A 12,585-nucleotide genomic window follows, 5' to 3' on the forward strand; every position below is an offset into this window, starting at 1 on the left:
TGGCTACCCCGTGCTCGAGGCCTGAACCAGCCAGCAGGCGGCGGTGAAGCGGACCTCGGGGCCGTGGATGTAGGGGGTGAAGGCGGGCCTGACGGTGTCGATGACCTGGGTCCGGGTCTGGTCGTCGGTGTCGCGGAGGGCCACGCCGACCGGGCCCAGCCGGGTGAAATAGCCGACCAGGTCGGCTTCGGGGAAGGTGCAGGTGATGTCGATCGGCTCGATGGTGATGTCCGTCCAGCCCGCCGAGGCGAGGATCGAGCGGGTCTGGGCGGCGTCCGCCAGGCCGAACTGGCCGGGGCCGGTCGGGCGGCGGGGTGGCATGGCGGGGAGCAGTGGGGCGGCGGCTCGTTCGGCGGCCGTCATGAACGGGTTTTCCTCGATGGCCCGCCAGGCCACGAAATGCAGGCTGGGGGCGGCGCGGCGCAGGTTGCCGAAGGCGCGCACCGGGTCGTCGAAGAACATGACGCCGAAGCGGGACATGACCGCGTCGAACGAATCCGGTGGCCACTCGTGTTCCTGCACGTCGGCGCGGAGGAACGTCGCCGTGCCGCCGCGGGTGCGGGCGGCCTCGATCATGGGCTCGGAGATGTCTACGCCTACGCAGTTGCTGCCGGGTCCCAGCCGGGCGGCCAGGGCGACCGTTGTGCCGCCGGTGCCGCAGCCGACGTCGAGCACGCTTGCGGGTTGCCGGGCGCTCACGGCGTCGAGCAGCAGCTCCTCGAGCGGCCGATACATCCCGTCCATCAGCGCCTGCGTCTCGACCCAGGCCTGGCCGGACGGGCCGTTCCAGCGGGCGGCGCCCCCATAACCGGTCATCGGCCGGGCTCAGGCTGTCTGCGGCTCGCGCGGGCCGGTGCGGGTGGGTTCGGCGGTGACCGCGAACGGGTCGCGGAGCCGGCGCATGGCCGTCTCGCCGCGGTCGGCGGTGTGCGGGGCGGGCTGCTCCTGGGCCGCGGTCTGCGGGGCGAGGAACCGGGTGGGAACGACAGGCATGTGATGCCTTTCTCGAACGGCGCCGCACGAACCCGGAAACGGGGGACTGGACGCCTTGAGAACGTAGCACGGAACCGGTTCCGGCCGTCTTACCCCACTCCCGCGACCGTCACCTGCTCCGCCACGAAAACCGTTGTTCTCGTAGTACGGCCCTGCGAGCACTCAGGAGAACCACGTGAAGACGCTTCGCGAGAAGGGCGCCGACAGCTTCCACGCCGCTCTGGCCGCCGTGTTGTCGGCGGGCCTGGAGAGCGCCCTCGAGCAGGGTGACCACGCCAAGGCGGTCACCCTGATCAACCGCGGCTTCGCCGAGGGCCGTCCCGAGCTGGGCTGCGAGCTGCTGTGCCGCGCGATCGCGGTGGTCGGCGCGGCCCGCACGTGGACCGTCCAGCTGGCCCCCGAGACCCGCCGCTAACTCAGGAGCTCCCACTCGGCCAGCTGGGTCGCCGTGGCGCCGTGGTTGGCCGTGATCTGCAGGCGGTAGCGGGAGTAGGCCGTCGGGTTGGGGATGACGAAGGCCCTCGTCTGCCGCCGGTCGGCGAAGTCGAGGTTCGCCCGCGTGTCGACAGTCGTCCACGTCGTGCCGTCGTTGGAGCCCTGCAGCGCCCAGCTGCGCGGGTCGCGTTCGGGGGCGTCCTCGGCCGACGTCAGCGTGTACTGCTTGACGGCGGTCGCGGCGGGCAGGCGGTATTCGAGCGTGGCGGTGCCGGCGAAGGTGAGCCATTTCGTCAGCGACGTGTCGTCGACGAGTTTGGCCGCCGTCTCGTTGGGCGGGTTCTCGCCGCTCGCGGTCAGCGTGCCGCCACTCAACCGGTCGGCGAGCGGGCGCGGCGCGGCGGAGCCGGTGGTGAGGGAGGGCGGAATGTCGTTGGCGCCGGTGCCCCATGAGGACGGGGACGGGCCCATCACGAAGCTGAGCGTTCCCCCGGCCTGCAGATCGGCGTGCGTCAGATAGTTCTTCGTATACGGCACCCCGTTGAGTGTGGCGCTCTGGATGTAACGGTTCGTGTCGCTGACCCCGGGCGCCGAAACCGTGAAGGTGCGGCCGTTCTCCAGCGAAACTGTGGCCGAGGGATGCAGCGGAGCGCCGATCGTGTAGTCGGTGCTGCCCATTCGCGCGGGGTAGAAACCGAGCGCGCTGAACACGTACCAGGCCGACATCTGCCCGTTGTCCTCGTCGCCGAGATAGCCACCGCCGTTGCCCGCGCCCGAGCCGTAAAGCTTGGTCAGCACATCCCGTACGCGGGTCTGGGTCTTCGACGGCGTGCCGGCGTAGTTGTACATGTAGAGCATGTGGTGAATCGGCTCGTTCGGGTGCGCGTACTGGCCCATGTTGGTGTCGTAGGCCTCGCGCATCTCGTGGATGACACCCCCGTACGAGCCGGGCAGGTAATCGCGGGAGGCGGCGAAGACCGAGTCGATTTTCGCCGACAGTTGCGCCCGTCCGCCGTAGAGGTTGGCCATTCCCTGCGGGTCCTGCGGGGCCGGCGTCGCGTAGTGCCAGGGCGCGCCCTCGGTGAACTCGTAGCCCCATTCATTCGGCTTGAAGGCCGAGTCCGCCGTACGCCAGGAGCCGTTGGACTGCTTGCCGCGGAAGAACCCGGTCGACGCCGAATACAGGTTCGCGTAGTCGAGGGCCCGGTTCTCGAAGTAGGCCGCGTCCTCGGCGAATCCGAGCGCCCGTCCCAGTTGCGCGATACCGAAGTTGTTGTTCGCGTCCTCCAGCGTCCAAGAGGCCGATTCCCCCCGTACGTCGGTGGGCACGTACCGCTTGAACGTGGACACCTCGATTCCCTTACGCCCGCGCGAACCCGACGACGAGTACACCGCCGCGTTCTTCACCATCGACGCGTACGCGGCCCGGAAGTCGAAGTTGCGCACGCCCTTCATGTACGCGTCGGCGAAGGCCAGGTCCTGGTTCGTGCCGACCATGATGTCGATGTAACCGGGGCCCGACCAGCGTGGCGTCCAGCCCCCGTTCTTGTAGGCGTTGACGAATCCGTCGAGCATTTCGCCCGTACGGGTGGGGGAGAGCAACGTGTAGAGCGGCCAGACCGCGCGTGCGGTGTCCCAGAAGCCGTTGTTGACGTACATCTGCCCGTCGTGCACCTGGTTGTCGTACGGGCTGAAGTATTTCCGCACCCCGCCCACGATCTCCGACATGTTGTTCGGATACATGAACGAGCGATACATGTTGGAGTAGAACGTCACCAGCCGGTCGTTCGTGGCGCCGTCGATGCGCACTTTCCCGAGCGCCGAGTCCCACAGCGCCGCGGCCTCCTCCCGTACGGTGTCGAAGCTTTTCGCCCCGACCTCCTGCGACAGGTTGGCCGTGGCTTGCGCGACGCTCATGTACGAGGTGGCCATTTTCAGCGTGACCTGCTCGTTGGCCGTTGTGGCGAAACGGACCCAGCTCGTCACGCCCTGCCCGCTCACGTTTCCGGTCGCGGTGATGGGTTTGTCGACGGTCGCCGAGAAGTAGAGGCGCGGGCCCTTGTGGTCGAGGTAGCCGGTGATCGTACGGGCGCTCGCGTTGACGGTGATCGAGCCGCCCACCTTGTCGATGGTGTCGAACACGATGACCGACTCGGACCCGGCCGGGTATTGGAAGCGCAGCACGCCGGCATGGTCGGTCGGGCTCATCTCGGCCGTGATCCCGTACGTGTCGAGCCGGGTCTTGTAGTAATGCGCCTTGGCCACCTCATTGCCGTGGCTGAACGTGGATTTGCGCGCGTCCGGTGTCGTCTTGACGGACCCGGTCGTCGGCATCACTTGCAACTGGGCATAGTCGCCGATCCATGGGCTGGGCTCGTGGCTGACGGCGAAACCCTGCACGGTCGTCGCGTTGTACTGATAGAGCCAGCCGTCGCTGTTGCCGTTCGTGACGGGCGTCCAGAAGTTGAAGCCGTTCGGCACGGTCGTCCCCGGGAACGTGTTGCCGCGCGAATAGCTGACGTCGGAGTTCGAGCCGCGCCGGGTGTCGACCAGATCGGACAGCCGGGTCGCGGGGGCGTCGGCGGTGATGGCCAGATCGTCGAGATAGCCCCGGAAAGTGCCCGTGTTGGCCGGCTGGTCATAGCCGATCAGGATCCGGTCGACCGTCCGCCCGGCCGCCCACTGCCCGATCGACGAGCTGACGAAGTTCCAGCGGTCAAAGCCGAGCACAGAACCGTTTCCCTGGTACGAGGGGTGGACGCGGACGCCGTTCTGGTCGACCGCGCCGGTGTCGCGCAGGCGACTGCCATCGGTGAAGACGAGGTCGACGGCGACGTCGAGGTGGCCGCCGGACTGCGGATAGAGCCAGTAGGACAGCGTGGTCGCGGCGGTCACCGGGATGTCGACGTCGAAGAGCCGGTTGTACGAGTACGACGCGGTGGTGCTGGTGTCGTTGCCCGAATACATCAGCGCGGCCGTGCCGGTGTGCGCGGTCTCCGTCCGCGGGGCGCTCTCCATGCCGGTCAGGGCGCAGCAGTAGCCGCCGACGCCGGCACTGCTCTCGACGCTGTTCTGCCACGTGGGTGCGGGATCGCCGGCCTCGAAGCCGGTCACGAAGTCGCCCGGGGCCGCGGCGGCGGGCGGGGCGGCGACCGCGAGGCCCAGGCCGGCGGTCAGCAGCAGGGTGGCGAGCCAGGGGAGGGGGCGTGGGCGCATGGCGTGACCTGCCGTTCGCGGGGGATGGGGGAGCGCGACGGTGCACCGGCTGTGACAACGTTGTCAACGTTTCGCGATGGTAAACAGTGCCATGGATGTGCGTCAATGGCTGGGGATCGACGGCCTCCGATCGTCCACTTTCGTCTCAAGAACCTTTACTTTCATCGATGTGAGTCATAAGTTGCTCCCATCAGACCGAAGTTTTGATTCTTCTGAGAAAAGTTCGTAACAAGCGCACGGACGGCTGGGTGGCGGCCCCGGTCCGGGCGTGGCGGTGCTGTGCCTCGAAAGGCGCAGGCCTGACTGCTCTTCCGACACGTGGGCGTCCCCGATCTGTTCAGGCCGGTGACGCGGGAGGACGCGAATGAAAGATGACAACGTTGTCAGCCGTGCCTTGCGCCGCTGGGGCCGAGGCATGACGCTGGACCGCGAAGAGCTCACCGGCGAGGCTTCGGCGCGCGACGCCTCGCCGCGCGCCGACGGAGAGTTCACCGGCAACGCCTCACCGCGCGCCGGCGGAGGCGAACCGCAGCAGCTGCGCCGGCGTTCCCTGCTCGCGGCCGCGGGCGTCCTGGGGGTCACCGGAGGCGCGGTCGCGGTGGCGACGACGACCCGGTCCGAGCCGGCCCAGGCCGCCGAGGGCGTCACCAAGCGGATCACGATCTACGCCGTCGCGCTGCCCGGCAACCAGTTCGGCTACGGCCTGACGCCGGACACCGCGACCATCCCCGGGCCGATCCTCGAGATGTACGAGGGCGACACGCTGGAGATCACCCTGGTCAACACGACCAACCAGCGGCTCTCCATCCACCCGCACGGGGTCGACTACAGCACCGAGTCGGACGGGGCGCCGTTCAACGCCTCGTTCAACGCCCCCGGCGAGACCCGCAAATACACGTGGCGCTCCCACGAGATGACCGCCACCACCGGCCGCCGGTTCCTGCCCGGCAGCGCCGGCTACTGGCACTACCACGACCACGCGATGGGCACCGACCACGGCACGGCCGGCCTGATCAAGGGCCTGTACGGCGCCCTGATCGTGCGGCGGCGCGGCGACATCCTGCCGGACAAGCAGTTCACGGTCGTCTTCAACGACATGCAGATCAACAACAAGGTCGCCCCCAACACGCCGATGTTCGAGGCCAACCTGGGCCAGCGCGTCGAGTGGGTCGCGATCGGCCACGGCAACTTCTTCCACACGTTCCACCTGCACGCGCACCGCTGGGCGGACAACCGTACGGGATATCTCGAGGGCCCGTCCGACCCCACCCACGTCGTCGACAACAAGGACCTGAACCCGGGCAACTCGTTCGGCTTCCAGGTGATCGCCGGTGAGGCGGTGGGCCCCGGCGCGTGGATGTACCACTGCCACGTCCAGTCCCACTCGGACACCGGCATGGCCGGCATCTTCCTCGTCCGCAACGCCGACGGCACCATGCCACCCGGCGCGCAGGAGGCGATCGACCGCTTCAACGGCCACCAGCACGCGGCCGCCGCAAAAGCATCAGCACAAACGCACGTCCACGAAGGGACTGGCTCATGAGGCTGAGACAAGCCGCCGCCATAGGATTGGCCGCGGTTCTGACCATCGGAGTCGCGCCGCCACGAGAGGCCGCGGCCCGGCAGGCGGCGGCCGAACCGCCCAAGCCCGGCGTCCTCGTCTTCGCCGGCGCTGCCGCGGCCCAGCAGGACCCGGTGGCCAGGGCGACCCAAACCATCCAGGAGCTGGCGACCGCGCAGGGCCTCGAAGCCACGGCGAGCAGCGACCCCGCCGTCTTCAGCACGGCGAGCCTGGCCAAGTACCGGGCCGTCGTCTACCTCTCGGCCGACGGCGTGACGCTCACCCCCGTACAGGAAACCGCTCTCAAAGGCTTCGTCAACGCGGGCGGCGGCTTCCTCGGTGTCGGCGACGCGGCCCGGGCCCAGCTCGACTCGACCTGGTTCACCGGCCTGATCGGCGCCCGCCCGGCCGGCGCGATCCCCGTGGCCCACCCGGTCGCGGCGGTCACCGCGAGCGGCGAGAACCCGCCGAACGAGACCGCGGTCAAGCTCAACGACGGCGACGCCAACACCAAGTGGCTGGTGCGCACGCCGACCGGCTGGGCACGCTACGAGCTGGCGGCGCCGGCCCGGATCACCGCGTACGCCTTGACCTCGGCCAACGACTCGTCGGGGCGCGACCCGAGGGACTGGAAGCTGCAGGGCTCGGCCGACGGGCAGGCCTGGACCGACGTGGACTCCCGCGCGGGGCAGACGTTCGCGGACCGGTTCCAGATCCGCCGGTTCGACGTGGCGACCCCGGGCGACTACAAGTTCTACCGCCTGAACATCACCGCCAACAGTGGCGAGCCGCTGACCCAGCTGGCCGACCTGCGGCTGTTCACCGGCACGACCGAGACCCCGGCCCCGCCCGCGGTGGCCCGCTCGGTGGTCGACATCATCGACCGGCAGCACCCGGCCACCGCCGGCCTGCCGCTGACCGTCACCCGCGAGGACCGCTGGTACAACTGGGAGACGAACCCGACCGGGCAGGTGCACACCCTGGCCCAGGTCGAGGAGCGGCACTACAACCCGGGCCTGGGCGCCAACGGCCCGTTCCACCCGATCTCGTGGTGCCGTGACTACGACGGCGGCCGCTCCTTCTACACCGGCATGGGCCACACCGAGGGCTCGTACGGCGAGGAGGCCTTCCGCAAGCACCTGACCGGCGCGCTCGGCTGGACCAGCGGCATCACCCGCGCGGACTGCCAGGCCACGATCGGCGCGAACTACAAGATCGAGAAGCTCACCGCGGCCAACCAGACCGGTCAGCTCGACCAGATCGGCGAGCCGCACGGCCTGACCATCGCGCCCGACGGCACGGTGTTCTACGTCGGCAAGGCGGCCTGCCCGTCCGGGCCGATCGTCCCGTGGACCGACCCCAACGTGGGCCTCGGCTGCGGCACGATCCACTCCTACGACCCGGCCACCAAGCAGGTCAAGCTGCTGACCACGCTGCCGGTCATGGGCAACCGGGGCAGCGGCGACGAGCTGCAGAAGAACGAGGAGGGCCTGCTCGGCATCGTCCCGGACCCGGCCTTCGCTCAGAACGGCCACCTGTACGTCTACTGGATGCCGCACGCCTCGATCGACCGCGAGAAGCGCATCGGTCAGCGTACGGTCTCGCGCTTCACGTACGACAAGACCACGCAGACGATCGACCAGGCCACCCGCAAGGACCTGCTCAACTGGCCGGTGCAGATCCACAGCTGCTGCCACGCGGGCGGCGGCATGGCGTTCGACGCGCAGGGCAACCTGTACGTCGGCTCCGGCGACAGCAACTCGTCGCAGGGCTCGGACGGCTACTCGGGCAACAACTGGACCGCCGAGTATCAGGGCACGTCGTTCCAGGACGCCCGGCGTACGGCCGGCAACACGAACGACCTCAACGGCAAGATCATCCGCATTCACCCGGAGGCGGACGGCACCTACACGATCCCGTCGGGCAACCTGTTCCCGCCGGGCACGGCGAAGACCCGTCCGGAGATCTACGTGATGGGCGTGCGCAACATCGCCCGGCTGCAGATCGACCAGAAGAAGCAGTGGCTGACCGCGGGCTGGGTCGGGCCGGACGCCGGATCGCCGAGCCCCGAGCTCGGACCGGCCAAGTACGAGACCGCCACGATCATCACCGAGGCGGGCAACCACGGCTGGCCCTACTGCATGGGCAACAAGCAGCCGTACCGGGACCGCAGCAACACCGACGCCAAGGTCCTGACCGGCTGGTACAACTGCGACGCGCCGAAGAACGAGTCGCCGCGCAACACGGGCCTGACCGACCTGCCGCCGATCAAGGACAACATGATCTGGTACTCGCCGGACGGCGGCGGCCCGGTCTTCCCGAAGCGCGCGGGCAGCGACATCCCGACCTACAACGCCGCGGACGCGACCTACACCCAGCCCTACCTGCGGGGCGGCGGCCAGGCCGTCATGTCGGGCCCGACGTACCACCGCGACCTGGTCGACCCCAAGTCGACCGTGGCGTGGCCGTCGTACTGGAACGACAAGTGGCTCATCGGTGACCAGTCGAACGCGGCCAACCGGGTCGCCGTGACTGTCGACCAGCCGGGCAAGCCGCCGGCGTTCGGCGAGTCGCTGCGGGCCATCATCCCGGCCGGCGGCGGGGCCAACCAGCTGCAGTCGTGGATGGACGCCAAGTTCGGCCCGGACGGCGCGCTCTACATGCTCGACTACGCGGGCGGCTTCTTCAGCCTGCACCCCAACCAGAAGCTGATCCGCGTCACGTATCAGGGCGGGGCGCCCACCCCGGTGCCCGCGGCGACGTCGGTGGCGGTGCAGAACAAGCCGCTCACGGTGGCGTTCAACGGTTCCCGCTCGGGCGGGCTGTCCTACAAGTGGACGTTCGGCGACGGCGGCACCTCGACCGAGGCCAACCCCACCCACACGTACGCCAAGGTCGGCAAGTACACGGCGACCCTGGTGGTGACCTACGCGGGCGGGACGACCTCGACCGTGACCACGACGGTGACCGCGGGCTGTGCCGTGGCAGACCCTTCCACCACCGTACGGCTTGACGACGTCGACACCGGGGTCGCCAACCGCGTCGTCGGCGAGGGCTGCACGATCGACGATCTGATCGACGACGAGAGCACGTGGGCGACCCACGACGCCTTCGTCAGGCACGTCTCCGCGGTGACCGCGTCGCTCAAGCCCCTTTTGAGTGACCGTGAGGCGGGTGCCCTGACCCGGGCGGCGGCCTCCTCGAAGATCGGCACGGCCGGCCACACCGGGTACGTCTCGATCTACAACGGCACGCCGGAGTCGCTGCAGGACTGGGCGCAGGCGCCGACCGGGCAGTTCACGATCCAGCCGGACGGGTCGCTGCGGCCCAGCGGCGGGCTCGGCATGCTCTACTACACCAAGCCGTTCAAGGACTTCTCGCTGACGCTGCAGTTCCGTGACGTCGCACCCGGCGACGCCCGCGGCAACAGCGGGGTCTTCACCCGCTTCCCCGACCCGCGCATCCCGCTCGACCAGCGGCCCGCGGGCAGCTGCGGCACCGTCGGCTCGGCCCGCACCTCGCAGGCCTGGGTGGCCATCTACTGCGGCCACGAGATCCAGATCTACGACGGCGAGACCGGTGAGCCGCAGAAGACCGGCTCGATCTACAACTTCGACCCGAACCCGCTCTCGGCCGCCCGTCCCACGGCGAAGAACGTCTGGAACCGGTACGAGATCAAGGTCGTCGGCCAGCACTACACGATCATCCGGAACGGGGTCGTCATCAAAGAGTTCGACAACACGCCCGGCAAGCAGTCCTCGCGGGCCGGTGACCCGCCGACCGACCAGCGACAGTTCCTCGAGGGGCTGATCGGCCTGCAGAACCACAGCGACACCGACCTGGTCGACTTCCGCGACATCCGGGTGCGTGCCCTGTGAAACGGCTAGTTGGTTTGTTCGCCGCGCTGCTCCTGCTGGTCGGTGGTCTCGCGTCGCCGGCCCAGGCGGCTGGGACCTTGAACTGGACGGCCGGGGACAGCATCACCGCGTACACGTCGGCGCCGACCACGGCGACGCCCGGCGCCACCACCATCGTGTTCGAGAACAGCGCGGCCACCGGCAACACGACCGGCATGCCGCACACGCTGACCTTCGACACGTCGACCGAGGGCTACAACCACGACGTCAGCCTCAACATCCTGGCCAACCCGTTCGACGCCAACAACGGGCGGCACGAGGCCACGGTGACGCTGACCCCGGGGCGGTACAGGTACTTCTGCTCCATCCCGGGGCACAGCACGATGGTCGGCGAGTTCGTCGTCACCGACGGCCCCGGTCCCGACCCCGACACGACGCCGCCCACGGTGACGGCCGCCGCGGCGGGCACCCAGGACGCGAACGGCAACTACGTCGGCACGGCCACCGTCACGGTGACCGCCACCGACAACACCGGCGGCTCGGGTGTCGACAAGGTCGAGTACGCGCTGGACAGTGGCGCGTTCCAGGCCTACACCGCACCGGTCGCGGTCAGCACGGCCGGGGCCCACACGGTCCGGTACCGGGCGACCGACAAATCGGGCAACGCCTCCACGGAAGGGTCGCTGGCCTTCACGGTGGTCGAGCCGGCGCCCGAGGAGGACACCACGCCGCCCACGGTGAACCACGCCCTGGCCGGCACCCAGGACGACGACGGCAACTACGTCGGGTCGGCCACGGCCACGCTGACCGCCACCGACGACGACTCCGGGGTGGACCGCATCGAGTACTCGCTCGACGGCGGGGCCTACACGGCGTACACCGCACCGGTCGTCGTCAGCACCGCGGGCATGCACATGCTGCACTACCGGGCCACCGACAAGGCCGGCAACACCTCGGCCGAGAAGATGGCGCACTTCACGGTGGTGCCCGCGGAGGAGCCCGACACGACGCCGCCGACGGTGGTGGCCGAGGTCGACGGCGAGCAGAACGAGAACGACGCGTACGTGGGCCGGGCCACCGTCACGGTGACGGCCAACGACACCGAGTCGGAAGTGGCGTCCATCCAGTACGCCCTCGACTCGGGCGCCTGGCTCGCCTACACCCAGCCGGTCGTGATCACCGGGCTCGGCGCTCACACCGTACGGGCTCGGGCGACCGACACGGCGGGCAACACCTCGCCCGAGAAGACGGTCACGTTCACCGTGGTCGGCACGGGCTCGGACGCCTGCGAGGTGCCCGACACCCGGACGACCGTGGTCATCGACGGCGACGACACCGGGGTGCCCAACGCGGACACCGGCGACGGCTGCACGATCAACGACCTGATCGACGAGTACGCGTCCTACCCGAACCACGCCGCGTTCGTGCGGCACGTCGAGACCGTCACCGCCGCGCTGGTGGCCGGCGGCACCCTCACCAAACGGCAGCAGGGCACGATCGTCCGCGCGGCCGCCCGTTCGGACATCGGATCTTGAATCTTAGGAGCGCCGCCATGCGCAAACGCCTTTCCGTCTTCGCCGCCGCCGGTCTGCTGGCCGGCCTGATCCCCGCCCTGCCGGCCACCGCCGCGCTGGTCACCCACTGCATCGGCACCGGCGGCGCGGTCACCGTGCCGAACGACCTGCTCGTCCCGGCCAACGAGTCGTGCTCGCTGACCGGCACCATCGTCACCGGCAACATCACCGTGCAGGCCGGGGCCAACCTGGTCGTCTCGGGCGGCAAGTTCTCGGGCGAGGTGCGGGTGGCCGGCAACGGCTACCTCGACGCGTCGACCACCACCATCGACGGCCCGGTCGTGCTGGCCGCGGGCGGCTACGGCGTGTTCCTCAAGGACGCGTCGAGCGGCACGGTCACCGTACGGGCCAAGGGCACCACGACGGTCGACAGCTTCCTGTTCGTCGAGAACAGCACGATCGCCGGCAACGTCAGCGCCCAGGCCGGCGAGGTCCGCCTCGACCAGAACACGCAGGTCACCGGCAGCGTCAACAGCACCGGCTCGTACTACACCGACGTGCACGACTCGTTCGTCGACGGCGCGCTCTCGGTGCTCAACAGCGCCACCGGCAGCGTGATCTGCGGCAGCTCGGTGCGCGGCAAGGCCACGTTCGCGGGCAACCTGGGCGGGGTGCAGCTCGGCCCGAACGGCCCGCTCGACAGCTGCGCCTCCGGCGGCTTCTTCGGCAAGGACGTGAGCGTCACCAGCACCACCGGCGGCGTCACGGTCGACGACAACATCATCGACGGGACCCTGACGGCCACCGGCAACAACCCGGCCGCCCAGATCGCCGCCAACAACCGCATCCGCAAGGGCACCGTCACCGACAGCGCCGCGGCGGCAGCCCGCTCGGCCGCCCGCCCCGCCGCCCCGCGCCAGGACGACACGGCCAAGGCCGACGAACGCCGCACCGACGCGGTCGAGGAAGCCAAGGCAGCCGGCCCCGCCGACCTCTGACATCCCTTCCA

At 69.5% G+C, this 12,585-nt stretch carries 7 protein-coding genes and 1 pseudogene; 5 read left to right on the forward strand and 3 right to left on the reverse strand.

The genetic code is table 11. The features are described 5' to 3' along the window. Positions 1-3: 3 nt before the first annotated feature. Both JKJ07_RS27575 and JKJ07_RS27580 read right to left on the reverse strand, forming a co-directional pair. The gene (locus tag JKJ07_RS27575) at positions 4-816 is read right to left on the reverse strand and encodes a class I SAM-dependent methyltransferase (protein WP_202994717.1); all 813 of its coding nucleotides are present in this window, start codon (positions 814-816) and stop codon (positions 4-6) included. Positions 817-825: 9 nt separating this feature from the next. Next, positions 826-993, reverse strand: a complete 168-nt coding sequence (locus JKJ07_RS27580) for a hypothetical protein (RefSeq protein ID WP_202994718.1) — start codon at positions 991-993, stop codon at positions 826-828. A gap of 175 nt (positions 994-1,168) precedes the next feature. Between JKJ07_RS27580 and JKJ07_RS27585 the strand changes: the two genes are divergently transcribed. Beyond that, positions 1,169-1,408, forward strand: coding sequence for a hypothetical protein (locus JKJ07_RS27585; RefSeq protein ID WP_202994719.1), 240 nt, complete (start codon positions 1,169-1,171; stop codon positions 1,406-1,408). Here JKJ07_RS27585 and JKJ07_RS27590 read toward each other — a convergent pair. Next, positions 1,405-4,644, reverse strand: a complete 3,240-nt coding sequence (locus JKJ07_RS27590; RefSeq protein WP_202994720.1) for a GH92 family glycosyl hydrolase — start codon at positions 4,642-4,644, stop codon at positions 1,405-1,407. The genes JKJ07_RS27585 and JKJ07_RS27590 overlap by 4 nt on opposite strands. Before the next feature lie 415 nt (positions 4,645-5,059). Between JKJ07_RS27590 and JKJ07_RS27595 the strand changes: the two genes are divergently transcribed. The 4 genes and pseudogenes from JKJ07_RS27595 (at position 5,060) to JKJ07_RS27610 (ending at position 12,574) form a co-directional block, all read left to right on the forward strand. Further along, positions 5,060-6,187 carry a multicopper oxidase domain-containing protein gene (locus JKJ07_RS27595; protein ID WP_202994721.1) on the forward strand — a complete coding sequence of 376 codons (1,128 nt, stop codon included), beginning with the start codon at positions 5,060-5,062 and terminating at the stop codon, positions 6,185-6,187. Further along, positions 6,184-10,083 (forward strand): ThuA domain-containing protein, encoded by a 3,900-nt coding sequence (locus JKJ07_RS27600; protein ID WP_202994722.1) that lies wholly within the window; start codon positions 6,184-6,186, stop codon positions 10,081-10,083. The genes JKJ07_RS27595 and JKJ07_RS27600 overlap by 4 nt, the downstream gene beginning before the upstream one ends. Positions 10,084-10,241: 158 nt before the next feature. Continuing rightward, positions 10,242-11,399: pseudogene (locus JKJ07_RS27605) on the forward strand (OmpL47-type beta-barrel domain-containing protein); the annotation flags it as partial. 215 nt (positions 11,400-11,614) lie between these two features. Next, on the forward strand, positions 11,615-12,574 hold the full coding sequence (locus JKJ07_RS27610) for a hypothetical protein (protein ID WP_202994724.1): 960 nt from the start codon (positions 11,615-11,617) through the stop codon (positions 12,572-12,574). Positions 12,575-12,585: the final 11 nt, after the last annotated feature.

Origin of the sequence: Paractinoplanes lichenicola, from assembly GCF_016785085.1 — a bacterium.
GTDB lineage: Bacteria > Actinomycetota > Actinomycetes > Mycobacteriales > Micromonosporaceae > Actinoplanes > Actinoplanes lichenicola.

Coding starts and splice junctions, on each gene's coding strand:
- JKJ07_RS27595 (WP_202994721.1), top strand. CDS start 5,060: ATGACGCTGGACCGCGAAGAGCTCACCGGCGAGGCTTCGGCGCGCGAC.
- JKJ07_RS27575 (WP_202994717.1), bottom strand. CDS start 816: ATGACCGGTTATGGGGGCGCCGCCCGCTGGAACGGCCCGTCCGGCCAG.
- JKJ07_RS27610 (WP_202994724.1), top strand. CDS start 11,615: ATGCGCAAACGCCTTTCCGTCTTCGCCGCCGCCGGTCTGCTGGCCGGC.
- JKJ07_RS27590 (WP_202994720.1), bottom strand. CDS start 4,644: ATGCGCCCACGCCCCCTCCCCTGGCTCGCCACCCTGCTGCTGACCGCC.
- JKJ07_RS27580 (WP_202994718.1), bottom strand. CDS start 993: ATGCCTGTCGTTCCCACCCGGTTCCTCGCCCCGCAGACCGCGGCCCAG.
- JKJ07_RS27600 (WP_202994722.1), top strand. CDS start 6,184: ATGAGGCTGAGACAAGCCGCCGCCATAGGATTGGCCGCGGTTCTGACC.